Source organism: Microbacterium sp. NPDC087592, from assembly GCF_044743585.1.
In the GTDB taxonomy this organism is placed as follows: domain Bacteria; phylum Actinomycetota; class Actinomycetes; order Actinomycetales; family Microbacteriaceae; genus Microbacterium.
Genome location: NZ_JBIUWT010000004.1, coordinates 160,886 through 183,738, shown reverse-complemented (window position 1 = coordinate 183,738; position 22,853 = coordinate 160,886). Strand labels below are relative to the sequence as shown.

Annotated in this window: 24 protein-coding genes; 9 read left to right on the top strand and 15 right to left on the bottom strand. The window is 69.5% G+C overall.

The window, feature by feature from the left end:
- Positions 1-14 precede the first annotated feature (14 nt).
- The 4 genes from sdhA to ACIOTO_RS19070 all read left to right on the top strand — a co-directional run bounded on the left by sdhA (position 15) and on the right by ACIOTO_RS19070 (position 4,814).
- Complete coding sequence (gene sdhA, locus ACIOTO_RS19085; protein ID WP_029262558.1) at positions 15-1,841, top strand: succinate dehydrogenase flavoprotein subunit; 1,827 nt, start codon at positions 15-17, stop codon at positions 1,839-1,841.
- Between the two features lie 2 nt (positions 1,842-1,843).
- Entirely contained in the window at positions 1,844-2,611 is a 768-nt protein-coding gene (locus tag ACIOTO_RS19080; RefSeq protein ID WP_105710885.1) for a succinate dehydrogenase iron-sulfur subunit, read from the top strand.
- A gap of 144 nt (positions 2,612-2,755) precedes the next feature.
- On the top strand, positions 2,756-3,964 hold the full coding sequence (locus ACIOTO_RS19075; protein WP_029262560.1) for a YihY/virulence factor BrkB family protein: 1,209 nt from the start codon (positions 2,756-2,758) through the stop codon (positions 3,962-3,964).
- Between the two features lie 10 nt (positions 3,965-3,974).
- Positions 3,975-4,814, top strand: a complete 840-nt coding sequence (locus ACIOTO_RS19070) for an exodeoxyribonuclease III (protein ID WP_181156274.1) — start codon at positions 3,975-3,977, stop codon at positions 4,812-4,814.
- On the opposite strand, the gene ACIOTO_RS19065 is transcribed toward ACIOTO_RS19070, so the two are convergent.
- From ACIOTO_RS19065 to ACIOTO_RS19055, 3 genes are read right to left on the bottom strand one after another with little or no spacing between them, the layout of a single operon-like run.
- The gene (locus ACIOTO_RS19065; RefSeq protein WP_400859062.1) at positions 4,802-5,467 is read right to left on the bottom strand and encodes a DUF4166 domain-containing protein; all 666 of its coding nucleotides are present in this window, start codon (positions 5,465-5,467) and stop codon (positions 4,802-4,804) included. The genes ACIOTO_RS19070 and ACIOTO_RS19065 overlap by 13 nt on opposite strands.
- Positions 5,464-6,147, bottom strand: a complete 684-nt coding sequence (locus ACIOTO_RS19060; protein WP_400859060.1) for a DUF4166 domain-containing protein — start codon at positions 6,145-6,147, stop codon at positions 5,464-5,466. Before ACIOTO_RS19060 ends, ACIOTO_RS19065 begins: the two co-directional genes overlap by 4 nt.
- Entirely contained in the window at positions 6,144-6,788 is a 645-nt protein-coding gene (locus ACIOTO_RS19055; RefSeq protein WP_372466428.1) for an SRPBCC family protein, read from the bottom strand. The genes ACIOTO_RS19060 and ACIOTO_RS19055 overlap by 4 nt, the downstream gene beginning before the upstream one ends.
- Positions 6,789-6,833: 45 nt before the next feature.
- Here ACIOTO_RS19055 and trpS point away from each other — a divergent pair, with 45 nt between their 5' ends.
- Together trpS and ACIOTO_RS19045 are read left to right on the top strand one after the other, a co-directional pair.
- Entirely contained in the window at positions 6,834-7,838 is a 1,005-nt protein-coding gene (gene trpS / locus ACIOTO_RS19050; RefSeq protein WP_400859059.1) for a tryptophan--tRNA ligase, read from the top strand.
- A 22-nt stretch (positions 7,839-7,860) separates the two neighbouring features.
- Positions 7,861-8,535 (top strand): hypothetical protein, encoded by a 675-nt coding sequence (locus ACIOTO_RS19045; RefSeq protein WP_400859058.1) that lies wholly within the window; start codon positions 7,861-7,863, stop codon positions 8,533-8,535.
- 37 nt (positions 8,536-8,572) lie between these two features.
- Here ACIOTO_RS19045 and pth read toward each other — a convergent pair whose 3' ends face one another.
- Positions 8,573-9,154, bottom strand: coding sequence for an aminoacyl-tRNA hydrolase (gene pth, locus ACIOTO_RS19040; protein WP_400859056.1), 582 nt, complete (start codon positions 9,152-9,154; stop codon positions 8,573-8,575).
- A gap of 97 nt (positions 9,155-9,251) precedes the next feature.
- A complete protein-coding gene (locus ACIOTO_RS19035) occupies positions 9,252-9,863 on the bottom strand; it encodes a 50S ribosomal protein L25/general stress protein Ctc (protein WP_029262568.1) in 612 nt (203 codons plus the stop codon).
- A 224-nt stretch (positions 9,864-10,087) separates the two neighbouring features.
- On the opposite strand from ACIOTO_RS19035, the gene ACIOTO_RS19030 reads away from it, so the two are divergent.
- Positions 10,088-10,213 (top strand): hypothetical protein, encoded by a 126-nt coding sequence (locus ACIOTO_RS19030; RefSeq protein WP_258134167.1) that lies wholly within the window; start codon positions 10,088-10,090, stop codon positions 10,211-10,213.
- A gap of 23 nt (positions 10,214-10,236) precedes the next feature.
- Here ACIOTO_RS19030 and ACIOTO_RS19025 read toward each other — a convergent pair whose 3' ends face one another.
- The 7 genes from ACIOTO_RS19025 to ACIOTO_RS18995 all read right to left on the bottom strand — a co-directional run bounded on the left by ACIOTO_RS19025 (position 10,237) and on the right by ACIOTO_RS18995 (position 16,750).
- On the bottom strand, positions 10,237-10,734 hold the full coding sequence (locus tag ACIOTO_RS19025; RefSeq protein WP_400859054.1) for a gluconokinase: 498 nt from the start codon (positions 10,732-10,734) through the stop codon (positions 10,237-10,239).
- A complete protein-coding gene (locus tag ACIOTO_RS19020) occupies positions 10,731-11,771 on the bottom strand; it encodes an alcohol dehydrogenase catalytic domain-containing protein (RefSeq protein WP_372466425.1) in 1,041 nt (346 codons plus the stop codon). The genes ACIOTO_RS19025 and ACIOTO_RS19020 overlap by 4 nt, the downstream gene beginning before the upstream one ends.
- Before the next feature lie 13 nt (positions 11,772-11,784).
- Positions 11,785-12,516, bottom strand: a complete 732-nt coding sequence (locus ACIOTO_RS19015; RefSeq protein ID WP_400859053.1) for a fumarylacetoacetate hydrolase family protein — start codon at positions 12,514-12,516, stop codon at positions 11,785-11,787.
- The gene (locus tag ACIOTO_RS19010) at positions 12,516-13,301 is read right to left on the bottom strand and encodes an SDR family NAD(P)-dependent oxidoreductase (protein WP_029262572.1); all 786 of its coding nucleotides are present in this window, start codon (positions 13,299-13,301) and stop codon (positions 12,516-12,518) included. The genes ACIOTO_RS19015 and ACIOTO_RS19010 overlap by 1 nt, the downstream gene beginning before the upstream one ends.
- Positions 13,298-14,716, bottom strand: a complete 1,419-nt coding sequence (locus ACIOTO_RS19005; protein ID WP_105710895.1) for an MFS transporter — start codon at positions 14,714-14,716, stop codon at positions 13,298-13,300. Before ACIOTO_RS19005 ends, ACIOTO_RS19010 begins: the two co-directional genes overlap by 4 nt.
- Positions 14,717-14,847: 131 nt before the next feature.
- Positions 14,848-15,636 carry an IclR family transcriptional regulator gene (locus ACIOTO_RS19000; RefSeq protein WP_400859051.1) on the bottom strand — a complete coding sequence of 263 codons (789 nt, stop codon included), beginning with the start codon at positions 15,634-15,636 and terminating at the stop codon, positions 14,848-14,850.
- A 55-nt stretch (positions 15,637-15,691) separates the two neighbouring features.
- Positions 15,692-16,750 carry a D-2-hydroxyacid dehydrogenase gene (locus ACIOTO_RS18995; protein WP_400859049.1) on the bottom strand — a complete coding sequence of 353 codons (1,059 nt, stop codon included), beginning with the start codon at positions 16,748-16,750 and terminating at the stop codon, positions 15,692-15,694.
- 99 nt (positions 16,751-16,849) lie between these two features.
- Between ACIOTO_RS18995 and ACIOTO_RS18990 the strand changes: the two genes are divergently transcribed.
- Together ACIOTO_RS18990 and gndA are read left to right on the top strand one after the other, a co-directional pair.
- Positions 16,850-17,740 (top strand): NAD(P)-dependent oxidoreductase, encoded by an 891-nt coding sequence (locus ACIOTO_RS18990; protein ID WP_400859047.1) that lies wholly within the window; start codon positions 16,850-16,852, stop codon positions 17,738-17,740.
- 56 nt (positions 17,741-17,796) lie between these two features.
- Entirely contained in the window at positions 17,797-19,245 is a 1,449-nt protein-coding gene (gndA, locus tag ACIOTO_RS18985) for an NADP-dependent phosphogluconate dehydrogenase (RefSeq protein ID WP_400859045.1), read from the top strand.
- Between the two features lie 50 nt (positions 19,246-19,295).
- Here gndA and ACIOTO_RS18980 read toward each other — a convergent pair whose 3' ends face one another.
- The 3 genes from ACIOTO_RS18980 to ACIOTO_RS18970 are packed head-to-tail and all read right to left on the bottom strand — an operon-like array spanning position 19,296 to position 22,848.
- Positions 19,296-20,546, bottom strand: a complete 1,251-nt coding sequence (locus ACIOTO_RS18980; RefSeq protein ID WP_400859043.1) for an FAD-binding oxidoreductase — start codon at positions 20,544-20,546, stop codon at positions 19,296-19,298.
- Positions 20,547-20,599: 53 nt separating this feature from the next.
- The gene (locus ACIOTO_RS18975; protein WP_400859042.1) at positions 20,600-21,325 is read right to left on the bottom strand and encodes an ABC transporter ATP-binding protein; all 726 of its coding nucleotides are present in this window, start codon (positions 21,323-21,325) and stop codon (positions 20,600-20,602) included.
- Positions 21,326-21,384: 59 nt separating this feature from the next.
- Positions 21,385-22,848 (bottom strand): ABC transporter permease, encoded by a 1,464-nt coding sequence (locus tag ACIOTO_RS18970; protein WP_400859040.1) that lies wholly within the window; start codon positions 22,846-22,848, stop codon positions 21,385-21,387.
- Positions 22,849-22,853: the final 5 nt, after the last annotated feature.

The following is a 22,853-nucleotide window of genomic DNA, read 5'->3' as shown; positions in this document are numbered from 1 at the left end:
AAGGCTAAGAAGAAGTGACTACCGAGACGCAGGATTCCGTCGTCCGTGACGGCGTGCACTACCACCAGTTCGACATCGTGATCGTGGGCGCCGGTGGCGCCGGGATGCGGGCGGCCATCGAGGCCGGCCCCGGGGCGAAGACCGCCGTGATCTCCAAGCTGTACCCCACGCGCTCGCACACCGGTGCGGCGCAGGGCGGCATGGCGGCAGCCCTCGCGAACGTCGAGGAGGACTCCTGGGAGTGGCACACCTTCGACACCGTCAAGGGCGGCGACTACCTCGTCGACCAGGACGCGGCGGAGATCCTCGCGAAGGAGGCCATCGAGGCGGTCATCGACCTCGAGAACATGGGCCTCCCCTTCAACCGCACGCCCGAGGGCAAGATCGACCAGCGCCGTTTCGGCGGGCACACCGCAGAGCACGGCAAGACCCCGGTCCGCCGCGCCTGCTACGCCGCAGACCGCACCGGCCACATGATCCTGCAGACGCTCTTCCAGAACTGCGTCAAGCTCGGCATCAACTTCTTCAACGAGTTCTACGTGCTCGACCTGCTGACGGTGAAGGACGCCGACGGCAAGACCCAGGTCTCGGGCGTCGTCGCGTACGACCTCTCGACCGGCGAGCTGCACGTGTTCCAGGCCAAGGCCGTGATCTTCGCGACCGGCGGCTTCGGCAAGATCTTCAAGACGACCTCCAACGCGCACACCCTCACGGGCGACGGCGTCGGCATCGTCTGGCGCAAGGGCCTCCCCCTCGAGGACCTGGAGTTCTTCCAGTTCCACCCGACCGGGCTCGCCGGCCTCGGCATCCTCCTCACCGAGGGCGCACGAGGCGAGGGCGCGATCCTGCGCAACGCCTCGGGAGAGCGCTTCATGGAGCGCTACGCCCCGACGATCAAGGACCTCGCTCCGCGTGACATCGTCGCGCGCTGCATGGTGCAGGAGGTCGCGGAAGGCCGCGGCGCCGGCCCGCACAAGGACTACGTGCTGCTGGATTGCACGCACCTGGGAGCCGAGGTCCTCGAGACCAAGCTGCCCGACATCACGGAGTTCGCCCGCACGTACCTGGGCGTGGACCCGGTCGTCGAGCCGGTGCCGGTGATGCCGACGGCGCACTACGCCATGGGCGGCATCCCGACCAACAACAACGGCGAGGTCCTGGCCGACAACGACACGATCGTCCCCGGCCTGTACGCCGCCGGCGAGTGTGCCTGCGTCTCGGTGCACGGTGCCAACCGTCTCGGCACCAACTCCCTGCTCGACATCAACGTGTTCGGCAAGCGCAGCGGCCGCAACGCCGTGGAGTACGTCAAGACGGCCGAGTTCGTGCCCCTCCCCGAGAACCCCGCCGGCTTCGTCTCCGGCATGCTCGAGGACCTGCGCAACAACCAGGGCACCGAACGCATCGCCGTGCTGCGCAAGACGCTGCAGGACGAGATGGACAAGGGCGCGCAGGTGTTCCGCACGCACGACTCGCTGCAGCACGTGCTGGGCGTGATCGCCGAGCTGCGTGAGCGCTACAAGAACGTGCACGTCGACGACAAGGGCAAGCGGTTCAACACCGATCTGCTCGAGGCCGTCGAGCTGGGCTTCCTTCTCGACATCGCCGAGGTCGTGGTCTACGCCGCGCAGAACCGCGAGGAGAGCCGCGGCGGCCACATGCGCGACGACTTCCCGACGCGCGACGACGAGAAGTACATGAAGCACACCATGGCCTACCTCACCGGTGACCCGCACTCGTCGACCCCGAGCGACCACATCAAGCTCGACTGGAAGCCCGTCGTCTTCACGAAGAACGATCAGGGCGAATTGAACTACCCGCCGATGGAGAGGAAGTACTGAGCATGTCGAACGCCATCGCCGAAGCACCCGCGGACACGACCGCAGAGACCGGCATCCAGTCCTTCATCGTCACGTTCAACATCCGCCGGTTCGACCCCGAGGTCGATGCCGAGCCGCACTGGGTCGACTACGACGTGGAGCTGTACTCCACCGATCGTGTCCTCGACGCGCTGCACAAGATCAAGTGGGAGGTCGACGGCTCGCTGACCTTCCGCCGCTCCTGCGCGCACGGCATCTGCGGCTCCGATGCCATGCGCATCAACGGCCGGAACCGCCTGGCCTGCAAGACGCTGATCAAGGACCTCGACATCTCGAAGCCGATCTACGTCGAGGCCATCAAGGGCCTGCCGCTGGAGAAGGACCTCGTCGTCGACATGGAGCCGTTCTTCGCCTCGTACCGCGAGGTGCAGCCGTTCCTCGTCGCCAGCTCCGTCCCGGAGAAGGGCAAGGAGCGCGTCCAGACGATCGCCGACCGCGAGATCTTCGACGACACCACCAAGTGCATCCTGTGCGCCGCGTGCACCTCGTCCTGCCCCGTGTTCTGGACCGACGGCCAGTACTTCGGCCCTGCCGCGATCGTGAACGCGCACCGCTTCATCTTCGACTCCCGCGACGACAACGCGGCCGTGCGTCTGGACATCCTCAACGACAAGGAAGGCGTATGGCGCTGCCGCACGACCTTCAACTGCTCCGAGGCCTGCCCGCGCGGCATCGAAGTCACCAAGGCCATCGCCGAGGTTAAGCAGGCGGTTCTTCGCGGCCGTCCCTGACGCGCCCCGCAGGCCATCATCCGAGAACAGGCGGTTCCCTTCCGGGGCCGCCTGTTCTCGCGTCTCCGCCTGTTCACGCGTCTCCCGCTGTTCTCACGTCCCCGGCTTCTCTCGCATCGCGCGGCCCTTGGATAGGGTGGGGACGTGTCTGAACCCGATGGCTCCGCGGCCGAGCCCGGTCGCCTCGATGCGGCCGTCGAGCGCGCGACCGCACTCACGCAGCGCACTCTCGGCCTGTTTCCCGTCCGCGTCTGGCGACACTTCCTGCAGCGCAACGGGTTCCTGCTCGCTGCGGGCGTGAGCTATCAGGCGCTCTTCGCGATCTTCGCGGCGATCTACCTCGCCTTCGCCATCGCCGGGCTCTGGCTCGGCGGCAGCGAAGAAGCCGTCAACGGTCTGATCGACATGATCAACAGGTACATCCCCAACCTGATCCTCCCCGAGGGTGGCGTCTTCACGCCGGAACAGGTGCAGGACGTCGCCGCGAGCACCGCCAACGTCCTGGGTATCACCGGCCTGATCGCCCTCGGAACCGTCATCTGGACGGCCATCGGCTGGGTGACGTTCTCGCGGCGAGCGACCAGGGACATCTTCGGCCTTCCTCCGGACCGGCGCAGCTACGTCATCCTGAAGGCCCGGGACCTGCTCGCCGCACTGATCTTCGGCGTCTCGTTGATCGTCGGCTCCCTCCTCAGCTCCGCCAGCGCCGCCGTGTTGAGCTGGCTCCTCAGTCTGCTGGGCTGGGATTCCGGCTCGGACGGGCTGAACCTCGGCATCCGCATCGCGACCGTCATCGTGTCGTTCGCCATCATGTCGACGGCGCTGGCCGCCATGGTCCGCTTCCTCACAGGGACGTCCCTGCAGTGGCGGACCATCTGGCCCGGTGCCCTTCTCGGCGGCGGCGCGATGACCGTTCTCCAGTACGGAGCCGGTTTCCTTTTGAGCTATACCCCGTCGAATCCGCTGCTCGCGACCTTCGCCATCTTCATCGGCCTCCTGCTGTGGTTCCGCGTCAACGGCGTCGTGATGCTGGTGGCCTCGTCGTGGATCGCGGTCGCCGCGCAGGACCGGGATCAGCCCCTGCTGGAGCAGACCGAGGCGGAGCGCCGCCTGATCGAGTACGAGACCCTGCTCACCGCGGCGCGGATCCGTGTGCGGGAGGCTCGCGAGGCCCGCGACGCCGCCCCGTGGTTCCAAGCATGGACGGCGGGACGAGCGCTGCGCGCCGCGGAGAACGAGCTCGCGGCTCTCGAGGCGTCCCCTCCCCCGCCCGTGGATTCCCCCACCCCCTTCGCGCAGCGACTCATCGCCGACCTGCACCGGCCGGATCGGGATGTCGGCGGCGCTCGTTAGGCTTGTGAGCATGCCTCATCTGCGTATCGCCACGGTCAATGTCAACGGAATCCGAGCCGCAGCTCGCAATGGGATGAGCAGCTGGCTCGACGAGGCCGGAATCGACATCCTCACGCTCCAGGAGGTGCGCGGGCAGGACGAGCACCTCGAAGCCGCGCTGCCCGGCTGGTCATTCGTGCACGACGAGGCCACCGCCAAGGGTCGCGCGGGCGTCGCCATCGCGAGTCGTACGCCGGCCATCGCGTCGCGCACCGAGTTCGGTGCTGCGGACTTCGACTCGAAGGGCCGCTGGATCGAGGCTGACTACCTGCTCGGAGACCGTCCGCTCACCGTCGTGAGCGCGTACGTGCACTCCGGCGAGGCCGACACCCCGAAGCAGGACGAGAAGTGGAAGTTCCTCGACGCGTTCGGCACGCGGCTCGGCGAACTCGGCGCCGACGGTGCGCTCGCCCTCGTCACCGGGGACCTCAACGTCGGGCACCGTGAGCTCGACATCAAGAACTGGCGTGGCAACCGCAAGAAGGCCGGATTCCTGCCCCGTGAGCGTGCCTACTTCGACCGCTTCCTCGGCGAGTCGGGCGCAGAGATCACCGCCGTCGACGGCACGATCGGCACGGGCCTCGGGTGGGTCGACGTCGGCCGCCGCTTCCACGGCGAGATCGACGGGCCGTACACATGGTGGTCGATGCGCGGTCAGGCATTCGACAACGACTCGGGGTGGCGCATCGACTACCACCTCGCCACGCCGGCACTCGCCGAGCGCGTCGCGACCTATCACGTCGCCCGCGCGGCGGCCTACGACCAGCGCTGGAGCGATCACGCTCCGGTCGTCGTCGACTACTCGTACTGACCCGATCCGGGGGCGGCCCCGGCGTCGCGGTCGGTGTGCTCCGCGTGACGGTACCAACCGCGGTACTCGAGGACTGTTCCGAGCACGGGGTTCGTGGCGCGCATCGCGATGGTGCGACGCTGCTCGGCGTCGTCCCAGCCGTCGACGAGGTCGACATCGAGGCGCAGGATGCCGCGAAGTGTGATCCGGTGTCTGCCGACCCGCAGGGCCACCGCGCGGGAGCGCATCCGCAGGGACCCCTCCGACGTGACGGAGCACTCCTCGAGCATCTCCACGCGCCCGCGAACGCCCAGAACGTTGTGGAGGACCCCGGGACGATCGATCACCGTGAGGCGATCGGAGATGTGCTGGATCGCCCCGGGAAACCGGAACTCCCGCCGGGCGGCGAGGGTCGCCCGGCCCGATCTCGATCGGCCGGCCACCGTGTCGATGCGGAACGGGACATCGCGGGCGAAACGCGTGACGAGCAGTCCGGGGCCCACCACCGGGTACCCCAGAGCGGTCAGCCGCCCGAACCGGCTGCCGGCGACCGAGAACACGCCGACCGCGCTGTCGCTCTCGGCCTCCACCCGCATCTGCGCGAGGATCTCCGGGTGCAGCCGCTCCGCGTCGTCGCCGAGCGCGGCGAGGAAGACGGCGCCCCTGGCCGTCATTCGCGAAGCTCCTCACGATAGGGCTTGACGGTCGCAGGCGCCGGCCCCTCGACGAACTCGCACGTGAACGCGCCGCGGTAGCCGAACAGGAATCCGAGGATGTCGTTGTGGATCTCGAGATCGATCAGGAACCGCTGCTGCTCATCGTCGTATCTCTCGCGCAGACGCGCCCGCCCGCTGAACAGCATCGGGAATCGGAAGGCGAGAGGCCCCTCGTAGAACCGCTGCTCGCCGGAGGTCAGCTGCAGAGCGCCGTCGTCGGTGACGGCCAGGTCGAGGTCGACCGCCAGGTGCTGATGCGTGCCCAGATAGTCGACCACTCGACGGCGGGCATCGCTGTAGATCATGGTGGCGTCGAAGCGTCGGCGACGCCCGGGGCGCACTTCCATCGTCCGGACGAACGTCACGGTCTCACGGCCGAAATCATCGACGTACGCATGGTTGTCGATCCGGAACGGGACATCGCGTCCGCGCTCCGGGAAGAGGATGTTCCGGAACGTCCCGATCAGCAGGAAGGGCAGCGTCCACCAGGGGCCACGACGCACCTCCGTCATCGTGCCGCGTCCGACGCAGCCGTACCCGGCCTCGACGCCGACCCCGAAGCGACGCTGGAGCTGCGGGTGGAGCCGGGCGAAATCGTCTCCGAGCGCGCGCTCGAAGATACCGGTCGACGTCGTCATGCGATCTCCTCGAGCGATCTCGGTGCGTCGTCCATGATCGTGCGCCCGGTGCGGCGGGCAGGTCGCGATCGACAGTTCCGCGCACGGGGCCGATATCCGCGGCGCAGCGACCGCCATCCGCTGGCTTGCTCCGGGGAGGTCCCCTCTTCCGCCCACATCCGCAGGCGGTCGAAACTCCGCGCGGTCAGCCACCACACGAACGGGCGGATGAGGAACGGGTCGCACAGGCGCCCGAGCCATCCCCATCCCGGGACGTAGTCGTAGCCGGTCAGGAATCGCACGCCCTCCGGCGTCGGGATGTATCGCCAGTATCCGCGGCCGGCACCCAGCGGCGACAGGGCGTCCTCCGTGTCGAACAGCAGCGCCGAGGTCCGCTCCCCCGCAGGTCCCTCGCGGGTGGCGAGGGAGACTCCCGTGCCGCGGATCGTGTGCACCCCGAGGTCGAGCTCGTATCGGAACTCCCGTGCGCCGTCCGATCGCGTACGCTGCGGAACGATGTCGCTGAATCGCGCATCCCAGCGCACGTGAGAGGCGGGATCCTGCGTCAGCCGCCAGACCTCCTCCAGCGGTGCGCGGATGAGGACCTCGACGTAGAGGGCTTCGTCCCCTCGTCTGCGGCGGAGAGGGGATTCGGGCGTCATGCGCCCATCGTATGGGCCCCGCACACACCCCATAGGATTGAGGGTGTGACGAAACCGCGCCTTTACTCCGGAATGCAGCCCTCCGCCGACTCCCTCCAGATCGGCAACTACATCGGCGCGCTGCTCCAGTGGCGAGACCTGCAGAGCTCCTACGATGCCTACTTCTCGGTCGTCGACCTGCACGCGCTCACCGTCGCACAGGACCCGGCAGAACTCCGTGAGAAGACACGTCGCACCGCCGCGCAGTACATCGCCGCGGGCATCGAGCCGTCGCTGTCGACCCTGTATGTGCAGTCCCATGTGCGCGCGCACGCCGAGCTCGCCTGGATCCTCAGCACGATCACCGGTTTCGGCGAGGCCGGCCGCATGACGCAGTTCAAGGACAAGTCGACACGGTACGGAGCCGATGCCACCAGCGTCGGCCTGTTCACGTATCCGGTCCTCATGGCCGCCGACATCCTGCTCTACCAGACCGATGTGGTGCCGGTGGGCGACGACCAGAAGCAGCACGTCGAGCTCACCCGTGATCTCGCCGAACGCTTCAACTCCCGCTTCGGCGAGACATTCACGGTGCCGATGCCGGTCATCCAGAAGGAGACCGCGCGCATCTACGACCTGCAGAACCCGACCGCCAAGATGTCGAAGTCGGCGGAGAGCGACGCGGGAGTCCTGTGGATGCTCGACGACCCGGCGAAGTCGGCGAAGAAGATCATGCGCGCGGTGACCGACAACGAGGGCTCCGTGCGCTTCGACCGGGAGAACAAGCCCGGCGTCTCGAACCTCCTCACGATCTACGCGGCCCTCAGCGGCCGCCAGGTCGCCGCGATCGAGGACGAGTACGCGGGTCGCGGCTACGGCGACTTCAAGAAGGGCCTCGCCGAGGTGGTCGTGACCGAGTTCGAGCCCGTGCGCGCGCGTGCACTCGAACTGCTCGACGATCCTGCAGAACTCGACCGCATCCTGGCCGAGAACGCCGGCCGTGCGGACGCCGTCGCCGATGCGACCCTCTCGAACGTGTACGACCGCGTGGGGCTCCTCCGGCGCGTCTGAGCCGCGCCCTAGGATGGGGGACGTGACTGATCCACAGCTGCCTCCCCCTTCCGGCGCCGAGCCCTTCGCGCCGCCGGCACCGCCCGCGACGACGGTCCCGCCGGTACCGGAAGCTCCGTTCGGTGCCGTGCCGCCGCCGGCAGCACCCGTGTACCCGCCCGCGGCACCGACGTATCCCGCCGCGCCACCGTACGCGACATCGCCGAACGCTCCGGCCGCCGCGTATCCGGCAGCCCCTCCGGGCGCGTACCAGGTTCCCGTCGGCGGCTACGACTCTCCGGCGGGCGCCTACACGGCCCCCGACACGACGGTCCGCCCGTCCGGCCTGTTCGGGACGATCGCGCTGATCCTCGCGCTCCTCGCCGCGGTCGTCACCCCCATCATCGCCGGCATCGCGGCCTTCGAGATCGGGCGCGTCCTCCCGCAGGGCGTGACGACGTCGACCACCGAAGACCTCAGCGTGCTCTCCCCTGCACGGGACCAGGTCCTCTGGGCCGAGCTGTCCTTCTGGATCGGCACGGTCCTCGGGATCGCCGCGATCGTGATCGGCATCATCGCCATCGCCAAGCGCAGGGGCCGTGGCGCCGGTATCGCGGCCGTCGTCGTCGCCGTGCTCGGCGCGGTCATCTTCTTCACCGTGCTGGTCGCCGCGCTCGCGGCCGGAAGCGCCGCAGGCTTCGCGACCTACACGTCCTGACGACGCTCTCGGAGCAGCGGGAGCGCCACCCGCGGCGTCAGCGCGGTGCGTGGTGCTTCTGCTGCGCCGCGAGAAGTCCTTCACCGACGAGGAGTTCGACCGCGTCGGCGGCATCATCGACGAGGATGGGCAGGTTCGGCCGTTCCTCTTTGCCGAAGGGTGAGAGGACCCAGTCAGCGGGATCCTGGCGGCCGACAGGTCGACCGATCCCCACGCGCACACGGGGGAACTCCGCTGTTCCGAGCGCCCGAGCGACGTCCCGCACCCCGTTGTGGCCGCCGTGCCCACCGCCGATCTTGAGCTTGACCGTGTCGAAGGGGATGTCGAGTTCGTCGTGCACGACGACGACCTGCTCTGCGGGCACCGAGTAGAAGCGCGCCAATGCCGCGACCGGGGTGCCCGAGACGTTCATGAAGGTGTTCGGCTTGGCCAGGACGAGCTTGTCCGCGCCAGGACGCAGCCACGTCTCGACGACGCGCGCTCCCCCTTTGTGCTCCCGGAACGCCTCGCTGCGTCGCGAGGCCAGCTCATCGACCACCATCTGACCGATGTTGTGCCGGGTGGTCTCATATCGCGGGCCCGGGTTGCCGAGTCCCACCACGAGCCAGGTCGATGCCATGTCGTCATCCTCTCCCCGCCCGGTACGAGCCCCGGTCAGGATACGACAGAGGGGACGCGATCGGATCGCGTCCCCTCTGTGATGAATCACTCGGAGATCACTCCGCGGCGGCCTCTTCGGCAGCCTCGGCGGCCTCGGTGCTCTCGCCCTCGGCGTCATCCTCGGTGGGTGCGGCCGGGACGGAGATCGCGACGACGAGGACCTCGGGGTCGGAGAGCAGTGTGGAGCCCTTGGGGAGCTTCACGTCGGCGCCGGTGATGTGCGCGCCCTCTTCCAGGCCCTCGACCGAGACCTCGATGTTCTGCGGGATGTGCGTGGCCTCGGCCTCGATCGAGAGCGTGGTCGCGTCGAGGTTCACGATGGTGCCGGAAGCCGACTCACCGGTGACGATGATCGGCACGTCGATCGCGACCTTCTCGCCCTTCTTCACGACGAGCAGGTCGATGTGCTCGATGATCTGGTGCACCGGGTCGCGCTGGACATCCTTGACGAGGGCGAGCTGGCCCTTGCCCTCGATGTCGAGCTCGAGCAGCGCGTTGGCGCGGCGGATGATGAGCGAGACCTGGTGGCCCGGCAGCGCGACGTGCACCGGCTCGGTGCCGTGGCCGTAGATGACGGCGGGGATCTTGCCGGCGGCGCGGAGGCGGCGGGCGAAGCCCTTGCCGAAGCTCTCGCGGAGCTCGGCCTGGACCTTGGTGTCTTCAGACATGGGGTTCTCCTTCGGGGCACGCAGCGAAGGCGCCGCGCGGTGGTCTTGGAATTGTCGAACTCGCTGACGCAGGAGGAAAGCCACCGGGCTTGCTTCGCCGCGTCGATAACGGATGAACGCGCACGCGCAGAAGCATCCCTCGCCGAGGTACAGCCTCAATGGTACCGGATGACCCGATAGGCTGAGGACACCCGGTCCTTTTCTGCAGAACACGGAGAACCCCCATGCTCGACGGCGCCTTCCTCTCGCACGCAATCCTCTGGCTGATCGGCGCCATGACCGTGTGCGCGGCCGTCACGTCGTTCATCGCACTGTTCGCCATGGGCCGCTCGAGCTACCGCAAGGACTGATCGCGGCTCAGACCGCGGCGGTTTCAGAGAGCCGACGCCTGCACCGCTTCGCGGATGAGGCGAAGCTCCTCATCCAGAGCGAGTGACGCGGACACGCGGACTCCGGCTTCGCCGTCCTGCAGCGACTCCAGGGTCCCCAGCTGGGAATCCAGCAGCGATGCGGGCATGAAGTGCTCTGCGCGCTGCGTCAGCCGCGCCTCCAGAGTGGCGCGATCCACCACCAGCTCCACGAAGAACGTGTCCGGCGACTCTTCGCGGATCGCATCCCGATAGCGACGACGCAGCGCGGAGCAGGCGATGACGATCCGGTCCTCGCCGTGGAGCGTCGCTCCGACCGTGCGAAGCCACGGCATCCGGTCGGCGTCGTCGAGCGGGATGCCGGCGGCCATCTTCTCGACGTTCGTCAGCGGATGCAGGTCATCGCCGTCGATGAAGCGCGCCCCCATGCTCTCCGCGAGCGCACTGCCGACAGTGGACTTGCCGCAGCCGCTGGGACCCATCACGACGATGCGCACACTCATATCTCCAGGCCGAAGTCGATGAGCACCTTGCAGGAGCTCGCGGGATCGGCCGCCAGCGCGAAGGCATCGTGAGCATCCTCCACCGGCAGCACCTCGCTGATGATACCGCGCACGTCGAGGCTGCCGTCGGCGAGGGCGGCGATGACGTCGTCGAACTCGTCACCGAAGCGGAACGAGCCGCGGAGCGTCAGTTCACGGGTGATCGCCGTGGCCAGGGGTGCCGGAACGTCTCCCCCGCGTTGCAGGCCGAGCAGCACGACGGTTCCGCCACGGATCGCCGCCGAGACCGCGGCCGAGAGACCGGGCACGGTGCCGCTGGACTCGACCACGACATCGGCGTGGAGCTCGGCGATCTCCGCCTCGGCCCTCGCATCGAGCGACCGGATGCCGCGCGCCTCGGCGATCTCGCGCGGACGCTGCTGCAGGTCGGTGACGGTGACGGACGCCGCCCCGCCGCGCTGGGCGACCGCGGCGACCAGCTGACCGATGGGCCCTGCGCCGATGACCACGACACGACGCCCGCGCACATCGCCGGCGCGCTGCAGGGCGTGCCAGGCGACGGCTGCGGGCTCGGCCAGCGCGGCGGTTCTCAGATCGATTCCGGCGGGCAGGGGGTGCAGCATGCGCGTGGGCATCGCGACCCGGCGTGCGAACGCTCCCTGCGTGTGCGGCAGGTGCATCGCCGAGCCGAGGTACGTCGAAGCCGGGGCGAGATTCGGCTGATCCGACGGCCAGGGCGTGCGTCCGTCGCCGTGCGCGGTGAGGGGATGCACGGCGACAGCCGTTCCGACGACGGGACCCGACCCGTCCGCCGCCGCGACGGCCACGACGCCCGCGACCTCGTGCCCCAGGACCATCGGCTCGCGCAGCACGGAGGCCCCGGCTGCACCGTGCCGGAAGTAGTGCAGGTCGGAGCCGCAGATGCCCCCGTAAGCGACGTCGACGACCGCCTCGTCGGAGCGGGGCGCGGGAGCACCGATGTCTTCGATCCGCAGATCGTCGGCGGCGTGGGCCACCACGGCGAGATTGTCCACCATGTCTCCTCCTCGGTCAGACGAACGCCGTGACCAGCTCGACTCCGGCCACCCTGATCGTCACGCGCTGGCCGGGATGCACCGGCGCCTGCGAATGCGGGGCGCCGGTCATCACGACGTCGCCGGGCCCCAGCACGGACCACGCCGCGACATACGCGAGGCAGTCCCGGATCGGCATCGGCAGCTGCCGGCTCCCGGTCCGGGCGACGAGGAGCCCGTCGACCTCGACGTCGAGGTCGACGTCGTCGATCCCCACCGCGGTATCGATCCACGGGCCGAGTGGCGTGTATCCCTCCCCCGACTTGGATTCGAAGTTGCGGGGATCGCTGTGCGCGCGGTCGGGGCTGGAGAGATCGTTCACGGCCGTGACGCCGAGCACATACTCGTGGGCATTCTGAGCCGTCAATCCGTGGGTCGCCCGGCCGATCACGACGGCGATCTCGCCCTCGGCCACCGGGGCGCCCGCATCGCGCCGCAGGGCGACCTCCGCTCCGCTTCCGATCACGGTCCGCGGGCTCTTGAGCCACGCCTGCACCGGCGAGGTGTGGTCGGGGCCGTTCTGGGCGATCCCGACGATGACGAGGGGGTCGACCGGCGCGACGATGGGTCCTTCGACGGCGTCACCCTCGTCATCCGGGGCGCGGCCCTCGGCGAACGCGAGGAACGGGTCCGAGATCGGGGTGAGCCCGTGGTCCGTCTCACGCACCCACCGGGGGCCCGCAGCGGACGCGACTCGACCGAGCCGCATCAGACGACCGCCGTCATGCCGCCGTCGACGAAGAGCGTCTGGCCGTTGACGAAGTCGCTCGCCCCGCCGGCGAGGAAGAGCAGAGCGCCGACGAGGTCTCGGGTGTCGCCCCAGCGTCCGGCCGGAGTGCGTCCGCGGACCCATGCCGAGAACTCCTCATCATCGACGAGCGGCTGCGTGAGAGCGGTCGCGAAGTAACCGGGAGCGATGGCGTTGGCCTGGATGCCGTGTGGGGCGAGATCGGCGCAGAGCCCCTTCGTGAACATCACGATCGCGCCCTTGGTCGCCGAGTACGCGGCGATCGAGGGGCGCGCGAGCTGCGACTGCACGCTGCCGATCTGGATGATCTTCCCCGAACCGCGGGCGATCATCCCGGCGGCGACACGGCGCGACAGGTGGAAGACGCTGGAGAGGTTGGTCTGCACGAGCGCATCCCAGTCCTCGTCCGCGAACTCCGCGATCGGCGCCCGGCGCTGGACACCCGCGTTGTTCACGAGGATGTCCGGCGTGCCGATGAGCTGCTCGACCTCGCGCATCCCGGCATCCACCGCCGCGGCGTCGGTCACGTCGAAGACGACGCTGTGGGCCACGACCCCCGTGCCCTGCATGATCTCGGCCGCGACCGCCGCGGCCTTCGCGGCATCGCGTCCGTGGACCACGACGGTCGCACCCGCTCCAGCGAGTCCCTCCGCGAGGGTCCGGCCGATGCCCTGGCTCGATCCGGTCACGAGCGCCGTGCGGCCGCTGAGGTCGAAGAGGGCGAGGCCCGCAGGCACGGCGCTCACCGTCCGACGGCCTTGATCGAGACCGTCGTGGCGAAGACGTCGTCGCCGCCCTCTTCGCGGGAGACCTTGATCGCGTCGTCGATGCGGGTGAGATCGCGGCGGAGCGTCTCCGGAGCGAGGAACGTCGAGGCGGTCGTGATGATGGCGAGCACGGCCATGTAGATCGCCAGGAGCACCCAGTTCCCGTCGCTCACCGCGATCAGGTACGCACCGAGGACACCGGCGAGGCCGCCGGCGAGCACGGCCGAGATCTCGCGAGCCATCGCGACGCCGAGGTAGCGGTGACGGTTGCCGAAGAGCTCGGGGAGCATGGCGCACTGCGGTCCGAGCATGCTGTTCACGGCGACGCCGATGCCGATCGCGATCACACCGATGGCCACGGCGTAGTTCCCGAGTGACAGCAGCCACCACGCGGGGAACGTGTAGACGAGCATGAAGACGGCGCCGAACCGGTACACCGTACGGCGCCCGAAGCGGTCGGAGAGGTGTCCGGTGAACGGCACGGAGAAGACGCCGATCAGCGATCCGAGGGTGACGCCCCACGTGAGCAGGCTCTTGTCGGCACTGTCCCCGACCACCGTGACGAAGAAGGCGAGACCGAGGGTCTGGAACATGTAGGAGCCGCCGTTCTCGGCCATCCGCAGACCGATGCCGACGATGACGCCGGGGAGGCCGTGCGTGAAGATCTCCTTGATGGGGCGATCGGCGATCTGCTCGTGCTTCTCGAGCTCGACGAAGGTCGGCGTCTCGCGCAACCGCATCCGGATGAACAGGGCGAGGAGGATCAGCGCGAACGAGGCGAGGAACGGCACGCGCCATCCCCAGCTCAGCAGCTGGTCCTCGGGGAGCAGCGTGATCAGCCCGAAGACGACCGCGGCGAGCAGGGTTCCGGCCTGGATGCCGACGAACGGCAGGGCGGAGAAGAACCCGCGGCGCTTGACCGGCGCGTACTCGGCCATCAGCACGGTCGCGCCCGCCTGCTCGGCACCGGCACCGAAGCCCTGGAGGAGGCGCATCAGCACCAGCAGGATCGGGGCCCAGAGCCCGATCGCCTCGTAGGTGGGCAGCAGACCGATCGCGGTCGATGCCCCGCCCATCAGGACGATCGTGGCGACCAGGACCCACTTGCGCCCGAGCTTGTCGCCCAGGACGCCGAAGAACAGGCCTCCGAACGGTCGTGCGAGGAAGCCGACGCCGAAGGTCGCGAACGCGGCGACCGTGGCCATGGCGGGGTCGTCCTGCGGGAAGAACAGGACGTTGAAGATCAATGCCGTCGAGAGCCCGTAGAGCGCGAAGTCGAAGTACTCGAGCGCGCTGCCGATGCTGGACGCGAGCGTCGCGCGGCGCAGATTCGCCGCATACTCCGGGTCATCGGACACTGCGCGTGCTGAGGTGCGGTGGTCGGTCACTGCCATCTCCTTCGATCGGCTTCGCCTGCGGCGTGACCCCGACTGTACCAGCCCGTTGGATTGCGTTCAACCCTTTGGACCGAGTTTCGACGCACGGAAGGACAGACCGCGCGCAGGACGCGGCAGCGCGGAACGAGTCAGCGACGAACGGCGGTGCTGAAGGGGTTCGTCAACGCCGCGGCAGCCGTGCGCAGCGCCTCGCCCACGCGCTCGATGCGCTCGTAGTCCGCCTCGGCGGCACGGATGGCGACGCCGAGAGCCAGCGGCGGATCGGTCGGCGCCCAGCCCTCGAGCGGGACGGCGACGCCGACGATGCCGCGGAAGGACTCCTCCGCATCCAGCGCCCAGCCCCGCCGACGGGCGGTGGCGAGCACTTCCAGCAGCCCCGCCATGGTCGTCGCGCTCCGCTCCGTCAGCGACGGGAAGACCGCGTCCTCGCCGAGGAGCTCGATAACCTCGGCATCGGTCATGGCGGCGAGCAGCGCGCGCCCGGTGGCCGAGAGCGGCGCGGGGAGCCGCGAGCCCAGCGGGGTTCCCAGTCGCAGCGACCGTGACCCCTCGTGCCTGGCGAGGTAGAGCGCATCCGTGCCGTCGAGCATGGCGACCTGCACGAGCTCGGAAGCCAGCTGCGGCGAAGCCTCGCACACGCTGTAGAACTCGCGCACCTGGTTGAACTGGGCCGCGAACGCACCCCCGAGCTCGGCGGTGCGCACTCCCAGACGATAGCCCTGCGGCGTGCGGTCGACCATGCCCCCGGCCTCGAGAGCGAGGCACAGATTCGCGGTCGACGACTTCGCCAGTCCGAGTTCGCCGGCGAGTTCGGTCAGGGTCCGGGGGCCACCGGCGTCGGCGAGGAGGCCGAGCAGGCGGATGCTGCGGGTGACGGCAGGCGCGGGATCGCGCCCCTCGCGGGTGTCGTCGTCCATGGCTGCGCCTTCCGCCGTCGGTGGGGCTGCGGGTGCACGCGCACCCGCCTGCGGATCAGTAGAACTCGACCGTATCGACCACGGCGGTCAGCGGCTCGCTATCGAGCAGGCGCGCCGCGTTCTCCGCGAAGCGCCGGGCGATCCGCTCCTCTTCCTTCGAGCTGAGCGCGGCCGTGTGCGGGCTCACCAGCACGTTCGGATGCGTCCACAGCGGCGACGCATCGTCGAGGGGCTCCCGCTCGAAGACATCGAGAGCGGCGAAGGCGATCCGACCGTCGTCGAGAGCCGCGAGCAGGGCGGTCTCGTCGACGACCGAGCCGCGACCGACGTTGGTGATGATCGCCCCCGGCTTCACCGCAGCGAGGACGTCGGCACCGATCAGGTGATGGGTCTGGGCGGTGCCGGGCAGCGTCACCACGATCGCATCGACGTGGGCCACCGCGTCGCGCAGCTCGTCGAGCCGCACCAGGCGATCGACGCCGGCGACCGGCTCGCCCGACCTCGTCGTGCCCCACACCCTCGCACCGAGGGCATGGAAGCGCCGCGCGCATTCCGCGCCGATGCCGCCGAGGCCGACGATCAGCACGGTCATCTCGTCGAGCTGCCGCATCTCCCAGCGGTCGGGCCAGGTGCGGGTGCTCTGATCCGCGAGGAGGCGAGGGAGGTTCTTCGCTCCCGCCATCACGCCGAACACCGCGAACTCGGCCAGCGGCCCGCCGTGCACGCCCGCACTGGTGGTGAAGACGACCCGATCGAGGTCTGCGCGGTCGAGCTCTGCGGCCTTGACCGCCGCCCCGCCGCCCGCCGCCGTCGTCATGACCCAGCGCAGTCGAGGGTTCGCCGCCACCGTGCGGGCGAGCGCCGCGGCGTCCACATCGGGGATGCCGAAGAGCACGTCGGCGGAGTCGACCAGTTCGTCGAAGGCCTGCTGCTCGCTCGCGGTGCGTGCGAAGTCCGGGTCGCCGGACCAATCCGCAGGCCCCCGCATCGGCGGGAGGAGCGAGTGATCGCGGACCACCTCGACGCGAGGCTCGAGCTCTTCGATGAGCCGGCAGAGGTCTTCGCGCAGCGGTACCGTCACGACGGCGCGCAGCTTCTTCTCGGTCCCCGTCATGCTGATCCCTTCCTCGGGAAATCTGGAATCCCTCACTTTAGCCCAGATCCATCCCGTTGGACACTGTTCTCTCCGTTGGATTGTTGCTACGGTGTGCCCATGGACATCTCATCCGTCACCGTCGGAGCCGTCGGACTCGGCGCCATGGGCCGCCCGATGGCCGACCATCTGCTCGCCGCGCACGGCCGACTGGTGATCCACGCCCGCCGCCCGCAGCCGGAACTGCTGACAGCCGGAGCCGACTGGGCGGAGACGCCGCGCGAACTCGCCTCCAGAGTAGACGTCCTCCTGATGATGCTGCCGGATCTTCCCCCGTTCGAGGCGATGCTCGACGGCCCGGATGGACTCCTCGCGGACGCCGGCGAGCTGCTCATCATGATCGGATCCACCTCGTCGGCACCGGCCGTCCGTGCGCTCGCGCAGCGCATCGGCGCGCAGACCGACGGACGGGTGCGAGTCGTGGACTGCCCGGTCTCGGGCGGCGAGGACGGGGCCATCGCCGGGACCCTCTCGATCATGCTCGGCGGCGATCCCGAGGACGCGGCCCTCGCGGCCGAGGTGTTGGCCCCGTGCGGCACCCCCGTCCTGCTCGGGCCGCTCGGCGCCGGCGAGGTCGCGAAGGCCTGCAACCAGCTGGTGGTGTCCGCGACGATCCTGGCCCTCGGAGAGGCCACGGTGCTCGCCGACCGCTCCGGACTCGACCTCGATGCCCTCTGGGCACTGCTCTCCGGCGGCTATGCGGGTTCGCGACTGCTCGACAGCCGACGCGAGAAGCTCGTCACGGGCGACGACTCCCCCAGCGGCGTCGCGCAGTACATGGTGAAGGATCTCGGCTTCGCCGCCGACATCGCCGAGGCCACCGGCACCTCCCCCGTGCTCCTTCCCACCCTGCGCGCCGCGTTCGACGAGCTGGTGGCCGCGGGCCTCGGAGACCGCGACATCGCCGTGTCCCGGCGGTTCATCGCGTCGCGTGACACAGGCGAGCACTGACCTCCCGGACAGCGATACGCTGAAACCACCCCTTCTTCACCCTCGAGGAGCCTTCTGTGCCCGAAGCATCAGCGAACATCGGAGTCGTCGGACTCGCCGTCATGGGATCGAACCTCGCCCGCAACCTCGCCAGCCGCGAGGGGAACACCGTGGCGATCTTCAACCGCAGCTACGAGAAGACCCAGACGCTCCTCGACGAGCACCCCGAGGCCGGATTCGTCCCGGCCCGCACCTACCAGGAGTTCGCCGACTCGCTGCAGAAACCGCGCACCGCGATCATCATGGTCAAGGCCGGCGGCCCGACCGACGCCGTGATCGACTCCCTGGTCGAGGTCTTCGAGCCGGGCGACATCATCGTCGACGGCGGCAACGCGTACTTCCCCGACACGATCCGTCGCGAGAAGGCGGTCCGCGAGACCGGCATCAACTTCGTCGGCGCCGGCATCTCGGGTGGCGAGGAGGGCGCCCTGCTCGGCCCGTCGATCATGCCCGGCGGCTCGGACGAGTCCTGGGTCACGCTCGGACCGATCCTGCGCTCGATCGCGGCGGTCGCCGAGGGCGAGCCGTGCGTCACGCACGTCGGCCACGACGGCGCCGGACACTTCGTGAAGATGGTGCACAACGGCATCGAGTACGCCGACATGCAGCTGATCGCCGAAGCGTACGACCTGATCCGCCGCGGCACGGGCAAGACCCCCGCGGAGATCGCGGAGATCTTCGCCGAGTGGAACCGCGGCGAGCTGGAGTCGTACCTGATCGAGATCACCGCCGAGGTGCTCCGCCAGGTGGATGCCGAGACCGGCAAGCCGCTCGTCGACGTGATCCTGGATCAGGCCGGCGCCAAGGGCACCGGCGCGTGGACGGTGCAGACCGCGCTCTCGCTCGGCGTCCCCGTCTCGGGCATCGCCGAGGCGACCTTCGCCCGCTCGCTCTCCTCGCACCCCGAGCAGCGCGCGGTCTCCCGCGACCTGCCGGGCCCGGAGGAGGAGTTCTCGGTCGAGGACACCGACGCGTTCATCGAAGACGTCCGCCTCGCGCTCTACGCCTCGAAGATCGTCGCCTACTCGCAGGGCTTCGACGAGATCCGCGCCGGCGCCGCCGAGTACGGCTGGAACATCGACCTCGGCGCGATCAGCAAGATCTGGCGCGGCGGCTGCATCATCCGCGCCCAGTTCCTCAACCGCATCGCCGACGCCTACGCCGAGACGCCGGACCTGCCGGTCCTGCTCACCGCCCCGTACTTCACCGAGGCGATCACCCGCGCCCAGGCCGCCTGGCGCCGAGTCGTCATCGCGGCAGCCGAGGCCGGTATCCCGGCGCCGGCGTTCTCGTCGTCGCTGTCGTACTACGACGGCATCCGTGCCGACCGCCTCCCCGCCGCGCTCGTGCAGGGGCAGCGCGACTTCTTCGGCGCGCACACCTACAAGCGCATCGACAAGGAAGGCACCTTCCACACGCTGTGGTCGGGCGACCGCACCGAGATCGAGGCGGAAGACACGCACTGACGTCTCCTCACGAAGGGCCGGGCACCGCGAGGTGTCCGGCCCTTCGTGCATCACACGAGGATGTTGTGGTTGCGCCGGAAGATGTTCTGCGGATCCCACGCGGCCTTGGTCGCGCGCAGCCGCGTGAGCGCCTCCGCCGAGAACATTCCCGGAACCGCATCCGGCCGCTCGGTGTCGGCGAAGTTGCCGTACTCGGCCAGCCGCCCGGCCCGGATGCCCTCGCCGTCCGCGTCGATCGCTGCGCGAGTCTGCTCGTCGAGCATGCCCGGGACGTCGAACGCCCCGGCCATCACGAACCAGTTCGCCGCACGCGCCGGGAACGCCGTCTCCTCCTGCGCGACGTCGTGGAACGCGCCGCCCAGCGACCGGAGGAAGACCACCGAGGCCGGATACGCGCGCCGGAAGGCCACAAGCCGCTCGATCAGCGCGTCATCGAGCTCGGCGTAGAGCCCGTTGCCGCCGAGGAAACCAGGAGGGGCGGGCACATCATCGCCCTCCGGCTCGGGCATCTCCATCAGCACTTCGCGATACGGCGGAGTCGTCACCTGCGTCTGCACGCCGGGGAGCGCGGAAATCGGCTCCCACATGGCACGCAGCCGATCGGGCTCCGGTGCCGCCCACACCGCGCTCAGGCGCGCTCCCGCCGGTGCGCTCGGGTCCATCGGCGGCACGTCCATGTACGTGACCGTGAGCTCACGCGGAGCGTCGCGGAGCAGATCGCGCGCGGCACGCAGCACCGCGGCCGCATCACCGTCGATCACACTCTCGGCGAAGGCGATCCCGGCCAGCGGATGCGCGGCGAAGTCGAACCGTGTGACCACGCCGAAGTTGCCGCCACCGCCACGCAGTGCCCAGAAGAGCTCGGGGTTCGTCGCGGAAGACGCTTCGACCACCTCGCCCGAGGCGGTGACGACCTGTGCGCCGATCAACTGGTCTGCGGCGAGACCCCAGGCCCGCACCATCCATCCGATTCCGCCGCCGAGCGTGAGCCCTCCGACGCCGACCGAGGCGGTGTCGCCGGAGCTCAGCGCGAGACCGTGTGCGGCGAGGGCCGTGGCGACATCGCCCCAGACCGCTCCTCCTCCGATGCGCACGGTCGTTCCCTCGACCTCGATGCCGGACAGGCCACCGAGTTCGAGACGGATCCCGTCGGCGGGTGCGTGCGACCACGGCCCGTGCCCGCCGGCGACGACGGTCACGGGGACGGCCTCGCGGGAGGCGCGTCTCACGACCTCGGCGACTTCGTCGACGGTCGAGGGACGGTGGACGGGAGGAACGGGAGCATCAGCGCTGTCGGCCATGGCGACATGGTAGCCAGAGCCGCCGACATCGTGCCCCCGTCCTCCGCACCGCCCTACTTCGTGATGTCCTGCACGACGCCCTTCGTCAGGCGCAGACGTCGAGTCGCCCGCCGGGCTACCGCCGAATCGTGGGTGACCACGATGATGGTGATGCCTTCCGCGCACAGGGACTGGAGCAGCGTCAGGATCTCGTCCCGCATGCTCTCGTCGAGGTTGCCGGTCGGCTCATCCGCGAGGAGCACCCGGGGGCGCTTCACGATCGCCCGCGCGATCGCCACACGCTGCTGCTGCCCGCCCGACAGTTCGGTGGGCAGGTGGTCGACGCGGTCGTCGAGACCGACGTGCGACAGCGCCGCCGCGACCCGCTTCCGCCGTTCCTCCCTGTCGAGGTGCAACGGCTCGAGCGCCATGTCGACGTTCTCCGCGGCGGAGAGCGTGGGGATCAGGTTGAACCCCTGGAAGACGAAGCCGATCTCCTCGGCACGGATGCGAGCGAGCTCCTTCGCCGACGCCGAGGACAGCTCTCGACCGTCGAGCAGGAGCGAACCGGTGGAGGGAGTGTCGAGCGCACCCAGCAGCTGCAGCAGCGTCGACTTCCCTCCCCCGGTCGGGCCCTGGATCGTGACGAACTCGCCGGGCAGGATCTGCAGATCCACTCCGGTCAGCGCCTTCACGATGCGTCCTTTCTGCGTATAGGTGCGCGTCACTCCTGCCGCGCGGTAGAGCGGTCGATCCTGATCCGGACCCCCTGTGGTCTCCACGATGTCTGCCATGGTCATGTGCTTCTCCTTCTCGTATGCCGCTGTGGACGGGCCGCTGTCGCCGATGCCGGACAGGGTCATGCGACCGACCGCAGTGCTTCCGCCGGGCTGAGACGCGCGGCGCGCCAACCGCCGAATACACCCGCCACGAGACCGCCGAGCACCGCGAGACCGACCGCTGCCACCAGCACCCAGGGCGTGAACGGCGCCTGCAGCACGATGTCGGCCGCCTGCGGCGTCGGCACCATCCCACCCGCGCCCCCGGTCGGGCCGGCGCCCATGCCGCCGGCGCCGGGGCCCTGACCGGCACCGCTCGCCGCGACAGAGGGCTTCAGGATGTTGATCACCACGATGCCGGCGACACCGAGGGCGAGCCCGACGGCCCCACCGATCAGGCCCTGCACCATGGACTCGCCCGCCACCTGGCGCACGACCCTGCCGTTCGACCAGCCGATCGCCTTGAGCGTGCCGAACTCCCGGGTGCGACGTCCGACGCCCGACAGGGTGAGGAGCACCGAGAGCAGCACGGCGACGGTGAGCACGATGATCGACAGCCACGTGCCGAGGTTCGTGATCAGGGCGCTCGCGTTCGAGAGCGATCCGGAGACGGTCGATGCGAGCTCGGACTGCGAGGTGATGGTCGCCTCCGGAAGCTCGTCGGCGAGCGCGGATTGCACGGCGTCGATCGACGCGGCCGAGTCCGCCTGCACGTACACGGTGGAGATGACGTCCTCGACTCCCGCGAGGGTCTGCGCGGTGCTCAACGGCAGGTAGACGTTCGCCGCGGTGTCCGCACTGTCCGAGGTCGAGCCGAGGAGCCCGACGACCTCGACGTCGGAGCCGGCCACATCGATGGCGTCGCCGACGGAGATCTCGTTCGTCGCGGCGTATGTGCCGTCGACGAGGGCGACGAGGGCATCGCCGTCGTCCGCGTCGAATCCGCGCCCCTCGGTCACCTCGGCCGAGGCGAGCGGGCCGATCGCCGTCGCGGCGGGATCGATCCCGAGCACGGAGAACGAGTCGACGCCGAACGATCCTCCGCCACCCTGTCCGCCCTCCGGGGGCGCCTGCCCCTCTTCGGGGGCGGTTCCCTGCCCGCCGTCCTGCGGAGCGAACCCGCCGCGGGGCATCTCACCGGAGAAGGTGGAGTTCGTGAGGCTCAACGCACCGGAGGCTGCTGCGACACCCTCCGTGGATGCGACCGTGTCGAGCACCGAGGAGTCGAGCGTGCCGCGCAGGAAGTCCGTCCGCAGCATCGACTGCGCGAGGGTGGTGGTCTCACCATCGGTCTCCCCCGCGTCCGCGTCGAAGTCGAAGCGGGGCCCTCCGCCCTCGCCGGGCTCGGTGGCCGCCCCCGTCACGGTGAGATCGGTGCCGACACCGTAGACGGATTCCAGCGCCTGCGTCTGCGCATCGCGCACGCCGGTCGTCAGGGCGTTGACGACGATCACGAGGGCGATCGCGATCGCCAATCCGACCGCCACGATCAGCGTCTGCTTCTTTCGGCCGGCGAGTTCCCGCCGCAGATATGTTCCGTACATCTCTC

Bases quoted from the DNA above. Each gene is read 5' to 3' on its own strand.
- ACIOTO_RS19080 (WP_105710885.1), top strand. From the start codon at position 1,844: ATGTCGAACGCCATCGCCGAAGCACCCGCGGACACGACCGCAGAGACC.
- ACIOTO_RS19070 (WP_181156274.1), top strand. From the start codon at position 3,975: ATGCCTCATCTGCGTATCGCCACGGTCAATGTCAACGGAATCCGAGCC.
- ACIOTO_RS19065 (WP_400859062.1), bottom strand. From the start codon at position 5,467: ATGACGGCCAGGGGCGCCGTCTTCCTCGCCGCGCTCGGCGACGACGCG.
- ACIOTO_RS19060 (WP_400859060.1), bottom strand. From the start codon at position 6,147: ATGACGACGTCGACCGGTATCTTCGAGCGCGCGCTCGGAGACGATTTC.
- ACIOTO_RS19055 (WP_372466428.1), bottom strand. From the start codon at position 6,788: ATGACGCCCGAATCCCCTCTCCGCCGCAGACGAGGGGACGAAGCCCTC.
- pth (WP_400859056.1), bottom strand. From the start codon at position 9,154: ATGGCATCGACCTGGCTCGTGGTGGGACTCGGCAACCCGGGCCCGCGA.
- ACIOTO_RS19035 (WP_029262568.1), bottom strand. From the start codon at position 9,863: ATGTCTGAAGACACCAAGGTCCAGGCCGAGCTCCGCGAGAGCTTCGGC.
- ACIOTO_RS19030 (WP_258134167.1), top strand. From the start codon at position 10,088: ATGCTCGACGGCGCCTTCCTCTCGCACGCAATCCTCTGGCTGATCGGC.
- ACIOTO_RS19025 (WP_400859054.1), bottom strand. From the start codon at position 10,734: ATGAGTGTGCGCATCGTCGTGATGGGTCCCAGCGGCTGCGGCAAGTCC.
- ACIOTO_RS19020 (WP_372466425.1), bottom strand. From the start codon at position 11,771: ATGGTGGACAATCTCGCCGTGGTGGCCCACGCCGCCGACGATCTGCGG.
- ACIOTO_RS19015 (WP_400859053.1), bottom strand. From the start codon at position 12,516: ATGCGGCTCGGTCGAGTCGCGTCCGCTGCGGGCCCCCGGTGGGTGCGT.
- ACIOTO_RS19005 (WP_105710895.1), bottom strand. From the start codon at position 14,716: ATGGCAGTGACCGACCACCGCACCTCAGCACGCGCAGTGTCCGATGAC.
- ACIOTO_RS19000 (WP_400859051.1), bottom strand. From the start codon at position 15,636: ATGGACGACGACACCCGCGAGGGGCGCGATCCCGCGCCTGCCGTCACC.
- ACIOTO_RS18995 (WP_400859049.1), bottom strand. From the start codon at position 16,750: ATGACGGGGACCGAGAAGAAGCTGCGCGCCGTCGTGACGGTACCGCTG.
- ACIOTO_RS18990 (WP_400859047.1), top strand. From the start codon at position 16,850: ATGGACATCTCATCCGTCACCGTCGGAGCCGTCGGACTCGGCGCCATG.
- ACIOTO_RS18980 (WP_400859043.1), bottom strand. From the start codon at position 20,546: ATGGCCGACAGCGCTGATGCTCCCGTTCCTCCCGTCCACCGTCCCTCG.
- ACIOTO_RS18975 (WP_400859042.1), bottom strand. From the start codon at position 21,325: ATGACCATGGCAGACATCGTGGAGACCACAGGGGGTCCGGATCAGGAT.
- ACIOTO_RS18970 (WP_400859040.1), bottom strand. From the start codon at position 22,848: ATGTACGGAACATATCTGCGGCGGGAACTCGCCGGCCGAAAGAAGCAG.